The 17956-nt window shown below is 45.7% G+C and carries 19 protein-coding genes; 3 read left to right on the top strand and 16 right to left on the bottom strand.

Features of this window, described 5'->3' with window-relative positions; translation table 11 throughout:
- Positions 1-74 precede the first annotated feature (74 nt).
- The 3 genes from C558_RS0105395 to C558_RS0105385 all read left to right on the top strand — a co-directional run bounded on the left by C558_RS0105395 (position 75) and on the right by C558_RS0105385 (position 2102).
- Entirely contained in the window at positions 75-1118 is a 1044-nt protein-coding gene (locus C558_RS0105395) for a tyrosine-type recombinase/integrase (RefSeq protein ID WP_018755220.1), read from the top strand.
- 120 nt (positions 1119-1238) lie between these two features.
- Positions 1239-1655: a YhjD family protein gene (locus C558_RS0105390; protein WP_018755219.1), complete on the top strand. Its 417-nt coding sequence runs from the start codon at positions 1239-1241 to the stop codon at positions 1653-1655.
- 204 nt (positions 1656-1859) lie between these two features.
- Entirely contained in the window at positions 1860-2102 is a 243-nt protein-coding gene (locus C558_RS0105385; protein WP_018755218.1) for a hypothetical protein, read from the top strand.
- Positions 2103-2172: 70 nt separating this feature from the next.
- Here C558_RS0105385 and C558_RS0105380 read toward each other — a convergent pair whose 3' ends face one another.
- The 16 genes from C558_RS0105380 to C558_RS0105300 all read right to left on the bottom strand — a co-directional run bounded on the left by C558_RS0105380 (position 2173) and on the right by C558_RS0105300 (position 17912).
- Positions 2173-2373 carry a hypothetical protein gene (locus C558_RS0105380; RefSeq protein WP_018755217.1) on the bottom strand — a complete coding sequence of 67 codons (201 nt, stop codon included), beginning with the start codon at positions 2371-2373 and terminating at the stop codon, positions 2173-2175.
- Complete coding sequence (locus C558_RS0105375; protein WP_018755216.1) at positions 2374-3141, bottom strand: M15 family metallopeptidase; 768 nt, start codon at positions 3139-3141, stop codon at positions 2374-2376.
- Between the two features lie 7 nt (positions 3142-3148).
- Entirely contained in the window at positions 3149-3355 is a 207-nt protein-coding gene (locus C558_RS0105370) for a BhlA/UviB family holin-like peptide (RefSeq protein WP_018755215.1), read from the bottom strand.
- Positions 3333-3548 carry a hypothetical protein gene (locus tag C558_RS0105365; protein ID WP_018755214.1) on the bottom strand — a complete coding sequence of 72 codons (216 nt, stop codon included), beginning with the start codon at positions 3546-3548 and terminating at the stop codon, positions 3333-3335. Before C558_RS0105365 ends, C558_RS0105370 begins: the two co-directional genes overlap by 23 nt.
- Positions 3549-3995: 447 nt before the next feature.
- Positions 3996-4583, bottom strand: coding sequence for a coiled-coil domain-containing protein (locus C558_RS32400; RefSeq protein WP_018755212.1), 588 nt, complete (start codon positions 4581-4583; stop codon positions 3996-3998).
- A 72-nt stretch (positions 4584-4655) separates the two neighbouring features.
- Positions 4656-6776 carry a phage tail spike protein gene (locus C558_RS0105350; RefSeq protein WP_018755211.1) on the bottom strand — a complete coding sequence of 707 codons (2121 nt, stop codon included), beginning with the start codon at positions 6774-6776 and terminating at the stop codon, positions 4656-4658.
- Positions 6777-6789: 13 nt separating this feature from the next.
- The gene (locus C558_RS32395; RefSeq protein ID WP_018755210.1) at positions 6790-7314 is read right to left on the bottom strand and encodes a phage distal tail protein; all 525 of its coding nucleotides are present in this window, start codon (positions 7312-7314) and stop codon (positions 6790-6792) included.
- An 83-nt stretch (positions 7315-7397) separates the two neighbouring features.
- Entirely contained in the window at positions 7398-7523 is a 126-nt protein-coding gene (locus tag C558_RS34935; protein ID WP_281167103.1) for a hypothetical protein, read from the bottom strand.
- Positions 7524-7536: 13 nt separating this feature from the next.
- Entirely contained in the window at positions 7537-7836 is a 300-nt protein-coding gene (locus C558_RS0105335; RefSeq protein WP_018755208.1) for a hypothetical protein, read from the bottom strand.
- Between the two features lie 13 nt (positions 7837-7849).
- Positions 7850-11413 carry a hypothetical protein gene (locus C558_RS0105330; RefSeq protein WP_018755207.1) on the bottom strand — a complete coding sequence of 1188 codons (3564 nt, stop codon included), beginning with the start codon at positions 11411-11413 and terminating at the stop codon, positions 7850-7852.
- 20 nt (positions 11414-11433) lie between these two features.
- The gene (locus tag C558_RS0105325; RefSeq protein WP_018755206.1) at positions 11434-11832 is read right to left on the bottom strand and encodes a phage tail fiber protein; all 399 of its coding nucleotides are present in this window, start codon (positions 11830-11832) and stop codon (positions 11434-11436) included.
- A gap of 3 nt (positions 11833-11835) precedes the next feature.
- Positions 11836-12390 (bottom strand): phage tail domain-containing protein, encoded by a 555-nt coding sequence (locus C558_RS0105320; protein ID WP_018755205.1) that lies wholly within the window; start codon positions 12388-12390, stop codon positions 11836-11838.
- Positions 12387-16631, bottom strand: a complete 4245-nt coding sequence (locus C558_RS0105315; protein ID WP_018755204.1) for a hypothetical protein — start codon at positions 16629-16631, stop codon at positions 12387-12389. Before C558_RS0105315 ends, C558_RS0105320 begins: the two co-directional genes overlap by 4 nt.
- Positions 16632-16634: 3 nt before the next feature.
- Complete coding sequence (locus C558_RS0105310) at positions 16635-16853, bottom strand: hypothetical protein (protein WP_018755203.1); 219 nt, start codon at positions 16851-16853, stop codon at positions 16635-16637.
- A gap of 77 nt (positions 16854-16930) precedes the next feature.
- Complete coding sequence (locus tag C558_RS0105305; RefSeq protein WP_018755202.1) at positions 16931-17326, bottom strand: hypothetical protein; 396 nt, start codon at positions 17324-17326, stop codon at positions 16931-16933.
- Positions 17327-17378: 52 nt separating this feature from the next.
- Positions 17379-17912: a hypothetical protein gene (locus C558_RS0105300; RefSeq protein ID WP_018755201.1), complete on the bottom strand. Its 534-nt coding sequence runs from the start codon at positions 17910-17912 to the stop codon at positions 17379-17381.
- Positions 17913-17956 lie beyond the last annotated feature (44 nt).

The raw sequence follows: 17956 nt of genomic DNA, 5'->3' as shown, positions 1-17956 counted from the left end.
AAACTCCGTAACAAATATTTAGCCACTTTATCGGAACGATGACCGCTAAGTTTATCGCTATGGAGGTTGTTTAAATGTCTACGAAAATCCAACGATCGGACCCGAAATTTACGTTTATAACTAAACGGGAAGCATCCGTTAATATCGATTTATTTGCGGAGAAAGAAAAATATTTATACACAAAACGGATCGAAAAACGGGCGCCGAAGACAATCGATGCATACCGTCAAGTACTCGATCAATTTACGAAATGGTACGCTGAATCCGAACATTCCGAAATTAATTCGGAAGTTATGCGTGAGTACATTCATTACCTTTCCTTCGAGAAGAAACGTTGGGATGACCATCCTACGAGTCCTACCGGTGTTAAAGGCTTATCTACTCGTACAATTAACAACGTTATTCGAAACTTAAAAATATTCTTCAACTATCTTGTTAGTGAGAGGATTATTCTTAATTCACCGATGGATTCCGTAAAATACCAACTTGAAGAAAAAGACACGTTCGAAGTTTTTACGGACCAAGACGTAATAACGCTACTTAATGCGCCAAATCGACGGGTATATACTGGACTGCGCGACTATGTAATGATGTTGGTATTAGTGGATACAGGGTTGCGAATAAAAGAGCTGACGGGATTGTTAATATCCGACATAGACTTCAAACTGAATCAAATCGTGGTAAGGGCCGAGATAGCAAAAACAAAGATGACTCGCGTTGCTCCGATTTCTAAAATTACTGCAAAGGAGTTAGAGAAGCTGATCTCATATATGAACGTCGAGGATAATGATTACCTATGGCTTACTCAATTCGGTGAGCGTTATTTTGGTGATACATTTGGTAAGATGTTAAAGCTGTATGCAAAGCGAGCAAAATTAAAAGGGCCGCGCGTATCCCCTCATACTTTTCGTCATTACTTCGCAGTTAAATTTTTGAGAAACGGCGGCGATCCAATTGCTTTAATGAGAATATTAGGCCACACCGACTTAGCGATGACGGAGAAATATGTACGTTACACGAAAATGGATCTGAGTGAACAACATATCAACGCGAGTCCAGTTATGAGCCTAATAGACAAAGGCAACGAGAAAAAGCGAGGGAAAGCTAAATTCAAATAATTCACAACGCCCCGATCCTGGGGCTTTCTTTCTATATAATGAAGCAAAAATTTGACCTTGCAATTATTAAATGTTATTATACGAATATATGTTCGTGTTATTTAGGAGGTATCTACGTCTATGGCAGCACCAAGGATGAGCAACGAAGACTACTCACTAATTAAAAGCTTCTTGATAATTCCGGTTGTCCTATCGGTATTCGAACGCGACGCAAATATCATCGGTAAGTTCAGCATGCTAAAAACGCCCGATCCGTATGTCGACGTAATCCAATGCGGCATGCAGAGGGCGACAACTGTGCTGGCGGAGGTGCGACGAAATATGCGTAACAGCGGAATCAAAGTTTACGAGGTGGTCCGGACGGCAAAAGGGATCGAGGCCAAGTATCAATGTCGCGGCTATCACAGTGAATTTTCGATGCTTTGGTCGCTAGTGCAGGCGGACGTTTCGGTGCGAATGCGTTTGTATATGGGGCTTGACATATCCGAATTTGTACGCCATGATTTAGAGGAACATGAGCAAGTGATTATACATTGATAATAAAATGCTCTAAGGAATTGTTGAATTCTTTCTACCACTTCGTTATACTTTGAATTAATTGAATAATAACCATTAAATCGGAAGCACCGATAAAATCCTATCTTTGGGTTTTGTTGGTGCTTTTTTTCTTTTTCTTTGAAAGAAGGTGATATGTATTTAGAATCAAAGCAAGTTCATCAATTTCTTAGGAGGAAGCACGAAATGAACTCAGATTTCTTATTTTTAGTTGTACGTCTTATGACGGCGTGTGGATTATCATTCGTATTTGGGTGGATGGTAAAATTAGAACTGCAATACTTAGCAACTGATCTTGCTCCAATGAGGATCGTTTATTTATCTGTTATCTTGCTTATCATGTTTATTGCTCGAAAGCTCTCGTTATTTAGTCTCTTTTTAGAAATTCTTAAAAACTTTTACGTTTTACTTAAGAAACAAAAAAGGTAAATTTAAAACAGAAAAAGCGCCCATCAACGAAGTCATACGTTCAACTCCGCCAGTGGGCGCTATTCTAACGTTATTCAGTTTTGTTCGTTCTCTTCCCGTCAACATACGCTTCAGCGAAAATGTACGCCACAACCGCACCGACTGCGCCAATAATGCCGACAACCTGCGTCACTGTTTCCGCACCTGCACCACCGGCCACCAATACGCTAGTACCTAACGCCGCCACCAACGCCCAAAATTTCCGACTCGCCAATTTACGTTTCCAATCCATCTATACCGCCCCCTTGACGTTGAAAGATCCTTGCCGATGCATAACTGTGATTAGCCGGTAGAAATCGTACGAACCACCAGCCGTCGTATCGAGTACGCCTGCACGTTTAGCGGCCACGCACGCATCAACAGCCCACGTCGGAATCTCCGCCATTTTAGCGTTGCCCTCCAACGTTGCGATCCGTTTGGCTTGCGCCTCTACCGTTTCTTGTAACGACTTGAATGCTGCTCTCTCTTCCACTGTCATTTCGCAATCATCTCCTTTTACTTTCGTATATGCTGCGTTAATCTGAGCCTGAGTAGGAAGCTTGCCTGCGCGAAGATCAGCGGTAGATAGGCTGAACGTCATCTCGAAGTGCGGATAATCCTTAAACGAACGCCAATCGCCACCCCACTCAAAGCCGAGTGCCTTCGCTTCCGATACGACATCGCCCCAGTCCTCTATACCGTCGCAGTTGCCGTCGCGCTTTATATCCCATGACACCGATTTTCCGTCCGGCATCAATAGCGCGAAATCGATCGCCATACCGAAGTTGTGCTTCGAGTAGCCACCGCGAGCGTTTGTTACGATCTGGCCGGGCTTGGTGCGCCCCTGTGCGTATAGCGAGTCCTGTTCCGCAATCGTCCGGAGGCCTTGCGTAATGACGATCGGTATACCACGATTGAAGCACCGATCAATAAGCGCTTCTGTGGCCGCCTTAACTACGGGAAAAAGTCCGACCAATCTAGACGCGGACCTGGAACGTACATATTCAATTGCGAGCGTCATTATAGCGTCACTCCTTTCCGTGAGGGAATCGCTCTTTAATATCGCGAATCTCCGATATAATCACGTCATACTTATCGCTAAATTTATCGAGCAAATCTTGTAGGCGGCCTTCACGATCCTTATTCGCACGCATAACGTAGACTAGCAGCCACACGAACATCACGGCGAACGGTCCCTGCGAGAGGAAGTACTTAAATATGTCCATTTCCGTCATCGGCGGTCTCCTCCGTTTTTGATTCTTCTAGCGCAAGTAATGCCGTAACTATTTCGTCGTCAATTTGGCGCAGGACATCCGCGCGCTGGTCGACGTTAGGGATTGCGGATAATACTGCGGTGATTACTGCGGACAATTCCGAAACTGGCTTCGTCACGTCTATCGTACATTCTAGTAATTGGCGTAATTTCATATGTGTGCTCCCCTCAGCAAAAAATAAAAAGCCCGCAAGCTATTTGCGGACTTCTAAATAATTCAATCTATTTTTATGTATCTATCTCCTTTTAAGACCATCCTTTTCTTGCACGCTTTACATGTTATCCCTGGCTTCTTAGTTGTTAAGACCTCGAAACCACACGTCGGACAGATAACTCTATAGTTAGTAAGGTCCTTCTTCTTTGTAACAAATGGCGATATAATGCCCGCAAGAATTAATGGAATACCCAATAGAGCGCCGATTCCTGTAAACGAGATAATAATACCAGTCGAGATCAGAGTAATTCCCAAAAAGCAACCGACGTACTTACTATTAGATTCGTCTCTACGTTTTTCTTTACCTTCTAACTCAACAATCCTACCGTAATTTTCTTGAGATTCCACTAAAACCACCTACTCAAGCAATTATTTTATTTATATGCTATTATTTCAACTTACTTAACTCGCTGTTCAACGTTTCGATTTCTGCTTGAGCGGCGGTGATTTTTGCTTCGTTTGTTTTGATATCCTCGTTAGCTTTTGCTATTTTTTCGTTAAGCGCGTTTACTCCAAGTTGATAGATAGGATCATCTTCGCGACCTTTTGGTATCATAGCTTTAGCTTCGGGAATCCTTTTCTCATAATCAGAAATCTCACCCTTTTTAGCTTCAATATTTTGTTCATACGTTTTTATGTTTGCCGATAGGATGTCGATCTGTCCTTGTATCTTTCCTCTTTTTTGGTTAATAGCGTCAACTTCAGCGTCTGTTAATCCTTGAGTTGTTGTGTCAGTCAAATATATCCGCTTCCCTTCGACGTTAACATTCATCCCTGCAATATTACTCATTTTACGTACAGGAAGGTACGTAGCGCTATCGATAGAAGGTGCATCACCTATTTTCTTTCCTTGGTAATATACCTCAAAAGTACCGTCTACCTTACTCCCTACCAAACTTTTAATAGAATCAGCAAAAACAGTTGTACTAGCAAATATACATAGTCCGACAATCAATCCTGCTAAAAATTTCTTCATAAAAGTACCATCCCCTTGATTGAAGTATTTCTCTCATTATACAACATAACCCAACCAACGGGATGAAATATATTACCTCTGATTATGTGAGTGAGAGGGAACGCCAGCCCAAGTATATACTGCGCCATCGGTAGATTTGAACTGAGTTCCTATTGGAATTCCACAATTATAAGGACCAGCCGAATCTGTCTGCGACCCTTTTGATGCTTTTCCGTCAATCTGAAGGCGTATCGAGGTAAGCTCCGTGTCTAATCCAGTTATTGAGCTTTTAGAAATACCACTTACACTTGCGTTTCCAAAATCTACAAAGCCGTTCATTGCAATTCGCGGACTATATAGATTCATCATCTTAGGCGCCTCAAGGTAAAGGCCTTCATATACGCCGTAGACACCGCCCCTAAACGAACCGCTCTCATCGCTCAACTCAACGCCAGCCACGCCATATTTACCGGATTGTGCGATAGATACGCGTATTCTATTGGAACTGTCTTTCGCGTAAAGTCCGCTTGCATCCAATTCAATACGCTGCCCACTCGCCGCCGTACGGATTAATGCGCCGGTAATCGTACCACCTGTTATCTCTCCCTGCGCCGTAACATTACCCGTGAAGTATCCATCTTTCCAGGTTGACCCGTTCACGTTCGACGTATTGATTTGTGCAGAGTTGGCCGTCAACTTATTGAATACAGCGTTACCTTGCATGTCAATACGGGCAGGAGCCGAGTTGAAATCTGTGTGGCCCGCCGCGATGCCTTTCGTATTAATCTGCGTGACGTTGTTTCCAGAACCTATGAGCAATGACGCAAAGTTACCGATTTGACCGACGATAAGTTCCGCGACAATCTTCCCGTCAGTAATAGCTGCTCTAGCGGTCTTCATGCCGTCAGTCGATACAACTATACCGTTGGAGGTAAGCGCAACTTGATTCCGATTGTCTAATTTGCTTATCAATATAATTCCGCGCTCATCGTATTTGATTTCCGTCTTGGATGCGTTAATGTCCTTGATCGCTTGATTCGCGAACGCCTCGAATGCCTCCGTCCGTATCTTGCCGCCGCTGAACAGGTTATCGACGATATTCTTCGACTTTTCAAGGTCAGCGATGATATCCGTAAAGTCCCGTATCATAGCATTGGATACCGTCACCTGTGCGTGCTTCTCTGTTGTGTACGGGTATTCCGTTATCTCAGTTATACGAGCGCTAACGTCGACGACGCCCAACTCCGGGTCTATCAACGTAACAATATCGCCGAGGCTCGGTCGCGGTTCCGTCTTATCGAGTTTAAATAGATCCGCCGCCGATACGGAAACTTCTAACGCAGGAATTTCGTTCTTACGCAAAGCCGTACGCGCCGCATCAAGCAATTGGACGGGGTTCTCGATATCCTGCTCGATAATCTCACCGTCGAAAAACGGATTGGTATCGTTGGCCCACGTCGACTGATATGGTGATATCAAGTAGTTTACCGCTAACTTGCCGTCGACTACGGCGCCAGGCACTTGCGATAATAGACCGCGTTCTTCGTCCGTCAATATCGACGCAGGCTGTCCGATCCACGTTCGGCCGTCCTTCATCTGCGCAAACATGCGCGTGACTAGCGAACCGGCATCGTCCTTAAAATTCGTCGACACGACGTTCTTGCCGAGCCGATATTGTAAACCGTTATCCGTGCCGATCTTCTTACGAATATGGATCGTAAAATTGTCCGGCTCGACTTCGCACTCATACATCTTGATTACGTCGTTGAGCGCTTGGAGTGCATTGCCACGCCCCCAATCTTTGACGTCATGTAGCGTGAAAGTATCGTCGACACTGAACGTAAACTTGCCGCCGGTCGCCGCCGAAATCACGTTAAGCAACGTTGTGATATGGACGCCGTACGCTTCGGATATATATGATGCATACGGAATCTTATAATCCGTCAGCTTAAACATAACGTGCGAACACGATACGGATGCGGTTAACTTTCGCCCATCTCGCACCCGCTGGCGCGAATTAATAACGTAATACTGACCGCGCTCGTCCTTAACGTGGCCCTTGAGTTGAAGCTTATCGCGGAAGTCGGCGGACGTCATCGGAACTAAAAAAGACAGCTCATAATCGGAATTGAGCCGTCTCTTTCGTTGGATATCCGTTGCGTCAACAAGCACGCCGGTACGCCGTCTATTTTTATCGTATGATTCGAGATACAACGAACCACCTCCGTTAGTATAAGAATTTGTCGCGATGCGTGATGCGCGTTAGAATGTCGCGGGCCATCTCGCCGTCAGAATACGTAATTAAGTTCGTACCGAGGACGAGTGAGAAAAAGTCGCCATCAACGAGGTGCATCGCGTTTTGTCCGTTGAGCGTCACCGTCATTTTCTTCGTATCAATAACGAGTCGATCGCCGGGCTTAAAGTCGCCAGTAAACGAAATCGTATCGACGTGGGAGTGCGTTATTTTTACGTCAAATTCCGTTGATGAATCTACGCTTACTCCGGCTAACCGTTCGAGTACAAACGCGGTCAGCAACTGGGTCGCAGTACCGAATACACCGGGCGCTAGCGATATCTCGCGAGTATAATTCGCGAAAAAGTCCGATTTCGAGTCGATCGTGACATATGCCGGCATATCGATGCTTAACCGTGAGGAGGCGTCCGTTGCGGAACCTACTGTGACGTTAAAGTAAATCTGAACGTAGGACGGACGATTGTATGGCGAGAGATTGAACGGACTTAGATTAAACATGCGGTATTACCGTTTTGAGTTTATTCATTAATCTTTACCTCCGTTTATCGGCATAAAAATAGCGCCTACCATATTGGCGGCGCTTAAGCTGTGATTAAATCTTGTCTATCCTTACTCGTTAAATACGCATCAATTCCTACCTTTAGGTCAGGACGCTTGCTGATTACATAATCGTAATCCTGAGCCTTATCAATGATACGCTGTGCCATGTATGCCGCCATATTATAGAACACCCCCAAGAATTAGATCATCCATAGCTGTCTGCATAAGGTCCTGCTTAGCTCTTAACTCCGCATTCTTTGTAAGCAGCTCTTTTACGTATGGGTTCTGTTTAACTCCAGAGTATGAGGTTACGATGCCGTCTTCGTTGATATCGTTGATGATAAGATAGAAGTTAATTTCATCACCCTCTTTGAACCCAGTCACTTGGACAACCCTCATGCTCTCATTGCTGTTTTGAATCTCAGTCTCTTTGATCTCCAGCACTTCATTACGTTCATTAATTAATGCGTACACGTACATAGCACACTCTCCCTTATTCACATATTAGGTAAATAGTTTTAAGCTTAGTTGTCATTTGATTTGTATAGCCTGCTACATTTATAACCAAATCATTATCACAAGCCACATAGTGCATCCCAATAATATCACTGACATTGAAGTATACAAAGTTCGCATAGTCATTCGTTTTGGAGCTGTTCAAATAGCTAGAGTATTTTTTAACCATATTACCATGACCCGCAGTCATGCTACTCTTCAATCCAAATTGAAAGGTTGCATTGCCATCTGAAACCCCGCTGTACCCCGTTGAAAAACTGAACACAATATATCTTACGTTAGTGAAGTCTATAGCCCTAGTAAGAGTAACGTCAAGTTGACTCGGCGTCGTTGTACTATTGACGGTTGCAATAATCTCAACCTCGCCATAGCCGTTAATGGATACGTTACCGATAGGTGCTACTTGACGGACTATCGTGAAGGGTATTGGGTTAATATTTTTATTACTTGTTTGGCTCTGACTTGACTCAAGCAGTGTACTATATTCTGGACCCTGTTTTGCGGTTCCAGCCAAGCCAAAAATAGTCGTCCCTACTACGATATTCCTCGCCGCAAATGTTCCTTCGGCCTGTTGTAGCTGTGCAGTGTTAACCTTTATTTCCCCATCACCAGGTCCGCCTTTTTGATACCCCTGCTCTGGGTAAACTGCCAATGCCCCATCGGGCCACCTACTGGCTCCAGTAGCGATTCGTATGCCTGTCAAGTTAGGCATTGTGCCAGTCTGAACAACTCCGCTATCACCGGTAAATGACTTAGGACTCAATACATCCGCAGCCGTTGCGTTACCTTGACCGCGTATAATCTGTGCAATCTTATTTACCAATGATGTCATAGTCTCTGACGCAGATGCAGTCACGCCTTTCGCGGTCAAGTTTGTCGCTGCGGTCGTCTTGATCGTATTAATCTTCGTCTCCATCTGATCCGCTGTATCGGTTGCAGTTAATGGTGCGCCAATAGCCCCTGCAACCTTGGATTTAAGGTTATTGGCAAGCGACTTTAAATAGGCGAGAACATCCGAAAGCTTTGGCATGGCAGGAAAGTTAGCCGTGTCGCTGTTTGTGATGGCAGTCGTATCATGCGCGCTTAAACTCGCTTTGTGATCCTTGAGGTCCTTTGCATTATTCTCTGCCATGGCTTGGATGTACATTTCAGCGTAATTCTGCGCGTCGTTCTCAGTGATCAATCGTGCAATGTTGTTGACGTTATCTGACACTGTACCGTTAAGCCCAGCCTTATACTGTACGTCCACTTGCGTAACGTTTGCGGATAAAGCGTACTTGTCCAGTAGCAAGTAAGTCACAAAATACTCTTTAGTTGAGTCATATTTTTCTTTCGGCATTTGGGCGATTTGTTTACCGTAAGCATAAAACGTATCGTTAATAATACTCCAGGATGGATCTAGCGACGCCCCTTTGTACACGGCTAGAATCCGACTATTCTTGTACTTTAAATTTGATGGTGGTGTTGTTCCTGTATAGTTAATGTTATAGAAATTTGTTCCCGCGACGGGATTTGCCTTCTCCCGGATAACGACGCCAGATTCAACCGTGATCATGTTACCACCCGGATGAAGCGAAATCGCCCCGTCTGCATCGGTTACTTTACTTATTACTGGTGTAGCAAGTGCATAATCAAGGGCAGCAAATCCAATCCAGTTTGGCGCTTTGTTTGCAGCGACCCATGCAACTGTATTCGTAGTCGGCACACTTCCATCAAGTATAGAAGTCCATGAAGTATATGCTGATCCATTATTAGCATTAGCTTTCCATCCATTTAATAGAGCCTTCATCGCACTGGAAGTCGGCTCTATTGTGTCAACCCATCCTGATTCCGAACCAGCTATAGAGAATACAAGACCGTTATAAGCTGAATTCACCCGAAATGTATCAGGCTCATTGCTGGCATTGTTGACGTTATCTTGTTTCATTGATACACCGTTATATTTCACTAAGCGCCCGTTATCGTTAGCGTAACTAGTTGGAAGTGACAATTTGACACGTTTATACCCAGTATGATTAGACTGGAAGTATGGTGACAAAGAACCATCGACTAAATAATCCTTTTCTACACGCTTCGTCAACGTCGCTTCTGTCCCTCTTACATCGACCGAATCACGTACTCCGCCGACCTCTCCGAGAGTGACAGGCAATAGGATTCGTTGGTCTTCACGTGGTTCGAATGGTGTTGCAACACTTCCAAGCTCCAATTGCACTTTTTCAAATCGCTTTTTCTGGACTGTACCTGTTGAGAGATTACCATAGAAATAGAGAACTACCTCAGTCTCGTTGGCAGTGTTGAAAGTCAACGAAGTTAGACCTTCACCCTCCAGGTTGTTAAAAATAGAGACACCCGGATTGCTTCCTTTTCTTATGCTTAGCCGTGGAATATCAGCTCCACTCACATTCGTTAACACTGCACTAATTGTATAGTTTGTGTTTGGCAATACAGGTATACGGCTTGAATCAGCACGGCAAAACGTTGTCGTCTCAGACGTGACTTCAAGGCTATTTACGCCTAGTTTCGAAAAAGACGCCTTATTGACTTGAACTATTTCGCCGTCAAAGTTGTTTTTACCACGATTAGTGATCACTACACCCTGTACATGCTTACGTCCATCAACATGCGGGAAATAGTCTCGGATGTTGCTCTCTGTGATTGTGGTGCCGATGGCGTTGTAAATTGCATCATCAACCTCGTAGAAATCCACGTCCTTGAATTGTACCCATCCATCTTGCCCAGCAGTAATACGATTGTAGCAGGCTACATTAGCATTATCCGCATCGACAGTTGCATACACCTTTACAAAATGCGTCTTATTCTCTGTGGACTGTGAACTCGCCGCACCATTAATATTTCCTGTCCCCATCGAGACAAGCAAATTGGCTGGAGCTACGCCATCAGTAACAATATCAGCAATGAAAACATATTTCTTTCCGGCTTTAACACTAATACCAAATTTCGCGACATATCTGTCTGCTGCTGTTGAAGTAGTCAACGATGTTAGTCTCTGATAACCATTCACAAAACTGTAATTGATAAGAGTGCTGCCTTTATTGAATCCATCTGCTAACCCGTCACTATTGCTATCTTTTAATGTGCCATTGTCCCCTAACAGGTTTGTCCGTGACGCCCCATATACCGTCATATCTAATGCTGATGCTTGATCTGCATTGATTAGGTTAGCACCGGGGCCGATGGTTTTAGTGAGCTGCACCGTGTCCAATTGTTTCGATATCTCTTCGATGTTTCCTTTGAACGTATCGTGGTCGTATGCGGTATAGTACCGCGCTACTTTCGCCCCTGCGCTCCATGACTTCGCCGCACCTTGGAATCCACGTTCAACTGTCAGAACGTTCCCGTTAATCGCAGTGTACCGAATCGTTTCAGCCGTTTCATCTGTGCCGATCGTTGCCAAGTTTGGCGCCGGTGGCAATGTAGATCCATTTACAACCGTAATACTCGTAGCAGCCGCCGTTATATTGCTCGTTAATTCGGTTCCTGGACTATTTATCATAGCTGAATACATTGCTTTAGTCGTCAAATGTATGACCTCCCTTCTCTCTATTGGATGAATCGAACAATTGTACTATCTTTTAAAAATTTCACTTTGTCTCCGTTCATAATTGTCCGCGCGTTATCAATCGCCTTCGTCCACAAAAGATTCCCACCTGTTAACGCCGTCCGTAATCCAACGTGAGTAATCAGTCCCCAATCAGACGTAGCAATCGGAAACTCAACGTCAGCCATATTTTTCACCGTCTGGTTTCCGTTCTCCAACGCAGGCACACTAAACGTGATAGGCAATCGTTTATAAGAGCCGCCCGACACTTCCGTCCCTGTGTCCGCTTGCGTAGGGTCCGACGTATAAAGCGCTAGATATATCGTACTTGGCGGAGTAAACGTCGTATTGCGTAAAGCTGCATTCAACATCGCCGCTGATAACCAATTTGAAATATTCATATATTACGCCTCCTGAATCGTATATTCGTTCTTTATCTTGAAGCCGCGTATTGTAGTTGCCCCTGTATTAGTCAGCACTAGAATCGGTTGAGCACGTACGTCTCCGATGGATTCTATCGTCACGAATTCCGGTGATTTCGTAATAGTTGTCTCGTATACTCGCTCGGAACTCTCCGGCCACGGATCGTTAGCTTTGAGCGATACGTTGACCATTCGACTACCGACCTGTCCGTCCAACGCAAGGGTCCCGTTATTGACAACGCGGTATATCCGGTTAGGTAAGTCCGAAAACTCTAGCGTCATCTCTTTCCGATTTCCGTTAAATAGGCGCGCCAACTTCGCGAGCGCTGTGTGAAATTGATTAGCCGGAGCTTCGATATACAACGTCAAGTCAATTCGTCGCGGATCGTACGTTGAACCGAACGAAAGCTCACCGTCCTGTCCCGCAATTTTCACGGTCGATTCGCTAACTTCCGGTAAAATAGGAAGACGCCGCTCAAAGAGAGCAGCGCCTAACGTTGATAACCATATTCCGTTGATTTTTACGTCATACTTCAAGCCGTCTTCACCCCCGTTGATCGCAGCCTTGTCGCCACTCGTTCGCGCTCGGAGTACATCGTCTCAATGTCCGCACGATCTTCGAGCACCACGTCATTAACGGACATATCGATATGATTCGTAATTTCCGTAACTGGCACCGATCGCTCGAACCGACCCGACGAACCTGTAATTGGTGCGTCGAGTAACGCGAAGAGACTCGCTAATTGCCGCTGATTAAAGATCGCTTCCCCACCGTGGATGATCGCCTGCATCGGTTGACCGACAGCACCTGGAACAACGCCACCAACGTCGAACGACGGAAGTTTGCCAGTATCCGACGAGATCCCATAAAGCTTACGCAGTTCTTCGTTTCGTGCGTTTAGCCTCGCCATTTCCGTCTTATCTCCGCGCGCTTTTGCCGATGCCCAAGCGTCCTTATTAGCGTTGTATTCCGTGAGGTCAGGATTAACTCCGGCACCTACCGATTGGATCGATGACATTTTAGCGTTATACTGCGCAACGAATGAATCAAGGTCGGAGAGAATTTGCGCGTTAGTTTCAACGTTAGACTTAACGCGGAAGTCAGCAATTGCGGATTCGATCGATTTGACGTCGCCACTGAACGAATCGAATGCGGACTTTAACGCATCATACTTCGCTTCGACGTCGGACTTTTCGCGAGCAAATGCGTCGTCACGCTGAGACTTCTCGTCTTGGATCGCTTGCTTCTGCGATTCCAATTCGCGCTTGCGTATATCTCGGTCATGTTCGAGTTGCATGCGTTCGATTTCTTTCTCTATGTCTTCGCGTTCCTTAATCCCGTCAGGTCCGACCGCAGATTGGAGCAACGCAAGCCGCGCACGTTTTTCGGCAAGCTTCGTTTCGTAATCGGCATCAGAGTTCAATTCCGCTTCTTTCGCCATCAATCGGTCGATTGCGTCAATACGCGATTTATAGTCGGCTTCGTACGCCTTCTTACGTTCTTCGATCGCGGCCAGTTCCGCTTTCTTGGCCTCGTCAACGTTAACCTTTTGCTTCTTCGTCAATTCGTCGGCTAGTTTCGTCTCTAAAGCGATTAGGCGCTTCTTCGACTGATACAGTTTTTCGTCGGCTTTAACGTAGTATTCCGTATCTTTGTCGTAACGATTGCGGATGCGCGCCCATGCTTCGAATTTCATCCGCTCGATTTCGGCTTCGGACTTGCCGGCCTCTTCCATTCGACGAGATTCCGCATCAACCCACGAAGATGAACCGTCGAATTGCGCTTTAACGAGTTGCTTGCGCGCCTGGTACACTTGTTCGTCCGCTTTCTTATAAAACTCCGTATCCTTACCATAGCGGTCGCGGAGGCGCGTCCATGCGTCAAGTTTCGTCTTGGCAACGTCCTCTTCCGACTTGCCTGCGTCTTCGAGCCGGCGCTGTTCTTTCGCAATCCATTCGGAAGAAAAGTCATAACGTGACTTGGCGGTATCTTCGTTTAACCGTTTAATCTGCAAGTTTAACGTCCGTTCGTCATCCAACGTTTCCTTCAAATGTTGCTTATGATTGGCGCGAACCTTTTCGTAAGCGGCGATTTGCTGTTCCGCAGACCAATCGTACATTTCCGCTTGATAGTTAATCGTTGCGATATCGGCGTCATATGCCTTCTTACGGAGGTCTTTCGCGATTTCAGCGGCAGATTTACCGGACTTCTTAGCGCCCTTAGATTTACCACCACCTCCGCCGCCTTTATCTACGTTGATAAACTCACCGGACTTGAGGTTTTGAAGACTACGCTGCATTTCTTTCTCTTTTTCGATGAGTACAGCTTGTTCATCTTTCTTTGCTTGGAGTTCCTTTTCGAAACGTTCCGTCGCTTTATTAGCCAATTTATCCGTAAATCCTTGAGCAGCAGGATCTGCTAATGGTCCGAATTGGGTCGACTGTGATGCTGCAGCGCTCATAACCTTTATTAATTGCATATAGTTGTTGATCTGCGCTTCAATTGCCTTCTTATTGGCCGCCGTTACTGCAATGAGGTTATTTATTTGCGAGGTTGCTGAATTAGTCGAAGCATCTAGCAACTTCTTCTCCGCGCCGATCTGATCATCTATTACACCGATGTTTGTTATCCGAGCACGTCCCTGTGCGTCGATCTCCCAAGTTAAGTCTGGATACTCTTTCTTGAGATCGTTGATCGTCTCTTTAAGCTGGTTGTTTTGTTCGTTCGTCAACTTACTCTCGGCGTTTAGCTTCTTATAACGATCCATTAACGTATCAATCTCGGCTGAGTGACTTCGTTTTGCCGCGAGCGCATCGTATTCTTCCTTGTTCATCTCGAACATTGCTACGGATGACTTTTCGATCTCCTCACGCATCTTACGTAAATTAACGGCCGCTTCGTCAGAACTGCCGTGTCCTAACGTTTTAAGCTGTTTATCAATCTCTTTGAGTTGATCGTTCAGCTTGACGGCCTCCACCATTAAATGCGGACTACTCTCACCGCTCTTACCCATCGCGTCAATCTCGTTAAGTCGTTCCTGCACTTTGGCACGTTCTTCGAGGATTCCCGTTAATTCTTTCTCCTGCGATTGTAGCTGTTTCAAATCGTTAGCATTACGCAGAGTCGGCGATTTATCTAATTGATCGTTAAGCTTGCGTTGAGCATCCGACATTTCCTCGGCTGCTTTCACTGCATTACGTGCGTGAGCGGTATATGCCGCCAGCCCACCGACGATTGCGCCAAGTACGCCTATTGCGATACCTACCGGACCCATCGATAAACCGAGTGCAGTAAATCCGACTTTAAGTATCGGCAATATCGTGTTAATCGTTCCGAGTACGCCAACTAGTACCGTAAATGCACCGACAAGTCCCGCAACCGTAGCGGCCGCGCCAACTAATCCGGATACTAACGTTTTATTTTCGACGACCCATTCCGCAATAGCTTGGATAATCGGCGTTATCGTTTCGAGCAACTCCGCAAATATCGGCTTAATCGCGTCGCCTACGCCAGCCTCTAACGTTTGCATAGCGACGTCATATTTCGCAACCGTTCCGGCGTAATCCGCCATTGCCGCCGACGCGTTGCCTGCGAATATTTGCGACTCTTTCAAGAATCCGTTATATGCCGCTTGTACCTTTTGTGCGTCAGTCAGCTTTCCGGATGTCGTTCCGATTGACTTCGCGTACTCTTCTTGCATGACGGAGAGGTTTTTCGTAACGCCGACGGAATCGGTTAGGGTACTATTACCGTTCTTGATACCCTCCATCGCAACAACGATCGACTCGCCCCACCCGTAATGAGCTTGACGGTTATATGCCGCCGCATCACCCATTGCGTTGATGAGTTCGGTAGTCTGCTTGATATCGAGACCCATCGCCAACGCCGTCTTATACGCCTGGGCCGCCTCGGTCGCGTTCATAAAGCCTTTCTTCGTCATATCCTGGACGGCCGATGTCGCTTCGCCAACGTTATAGCCGAGATTCTTCGATACCTCGATGAGGCCCTTTGTTGCGTTATACATACGTTCAGACTCCGCAACTAGTTCGCGCATTTCGGAGATCAACGATTTAATTGCGGCAGTTCCGCCCAACGCCATGAGTGCGGATTCCATACCGCTGATTGACGTTTTAGTCTTCTCGCCTTCGCGCTGAACTTGCGTCAACTCTTGCGTTACCTTATCGATCTCATGCGAGGATAGTCCGAGACGCTTCATTTCCGCAGTTACTTCGGCTATTTGGCCGCGTAGTATTTCCGGATTTGCGTTTTTTAACGCATGATCTACTTTCGCGACTTCGGCGTCACTAAGACCTAGCTCTTTAAGTTGCGTTGTAAGCTTTTTTAGATCGCCACCGGTGATAACCGCGCTCTCATCGATATCCCATATCTTTTTCGCTATTTTATCTGACGTATCAATGAGATGGTTTAAGGAGGCCTCCGTACTCAAAATTTGACCTTGGAGCTTCGTTTTCCTATCGTCATTAAACGCACTATCGTACGATTGTTTGAGCGCGGCCAGCTTAGCCCGTTGCAACTCTATCTTTGCGTTTACGTTATCTAAAGTAGACGTTAGTTTTCCAATCTTATCTTTGGCTGATCCAACATCATTAAGCGCGGTCTCTATCTCTTTAAAATCGTCAGCGGCCTTCTTACCTTGCGCGCCCAACTCTTGTACTTTTTGCTTCGCTTTGTCGATCCCCACGTTGTAGCCAGAAATATCCACCTCTAAACTTGCCCTAATCCCGCCTACATCAACTGCGCCGCTAATTATATTCACCCCCTAGATTCCCATTTTTAACTGCATCTTGAGTGCCTCGAAACCAGCCTCGTCAAACTTCGATTTAGTTACGACACCTAATCCAGCCTCTTTTCGCAGATCCCCGATAAACTTACGGAAATCCTCTTCCTGCATATTTGGCGCAGAGTTGACGCTAATTTGCTGTAGCCAATTTGTCGCGTCTATCTTACGTTGTGATTCGAGTACGTCAAACAAGTCCATAACGTAATATCCGTTTTCAAACTCGATCTGCGTTTTGCCGAGCCGTGCCGCACACTCAATAAAAAATTTATCTAACGTTAAGTTGCGTCTTGAGTCCGTACTACTTGCGGAATCAACGTTCCCAAGACGCTCTGCGCGTTTTTTAATAGTTCGCCGAAATTATTCGCCTTTGCCATAGCGGTATAGTACGCCACCAGTTCGTCAATCGACGCATTTTCATCGATAAATTCTTCGTCTAGCCCCGTAAGAACCGACGTCACGCGAACAATATCATCGAATGATTCACGTAAGGCCAAAACAAAAAATCCGGCACGTTCGGACGCTGGCGCCGCCATGACGGAAATTATCAGTTGCGGAATCGCTTGAATCGAGTCGAACAGTTCGCGCCATTGCGCAATCGTAACTTTTCGGATGTGGACCGGCCTTCCTCCGATGGATAACGTCTCTGATTTATTTGAACGCTTAAAAAGCATTTATTTTCGCCCCCAATTAAAGAAATAAGGCGACGTTTCCGCCGCCCTTAAGTTATGGTGTTGTTGCAGTCACTTTTTCGTCGCCTAAAATCAAAATAATGTCTGCATCGTCAGGCGTGGAAGATAACGTGATGTTGGTGATACGTTCTTTATCGTTGTCGTAGTTGTATTGCAAGTCGGTTTCCGGATATGCGAGTGGTAGTGTAGCCCATTTCGACGGATCGTCCTTGGCGGCAACTGGTTTGATTACGACTTTCTTCACTTTCGTAATTAAGTCCTGACCTACTCCCGTCTTAATCAACACTTTTTCTCCAGCAGCACCTTTAACCAACTCTGCACCTACCATAATCTTCGGAATTGTCGACAACTCGTACTCCGCAAACGGTACGGTAACTTTCGCATTTCGACCGGTAATACGTTTCGAAACGACTGTCTCGCCTTTCTGGTCGATCTTCTGTTCACGATAAGACGTTTCAACCGTTAGTACGACGCCGCCGATCGTAGTTTCAAATAGCACCTTGTCCGCAGCGTCTCCGTATTCGACGATAGCTGGCCCAAGTTCGATTTTCTTAACGTTACTTGCCATTTAAGCATTCCCCCGTATTAGTTAATAAAAAGACGACCCTGTGA

The organism is Paenibacillus terrigena DSM 21567 (assembly GCF_000374845.1).
Taxonomy (GTDB): Bacteria; Bacillota; Bacilli; order Paenibacillales; family Paenibacillaceae; genus Paenibacillus_K; species Paenibacillus_K terrigena.
Note: the sequence above shows the minus strand (reverse complement) of the source record. Positions and strands in the feature narration are given on the sequence as shown.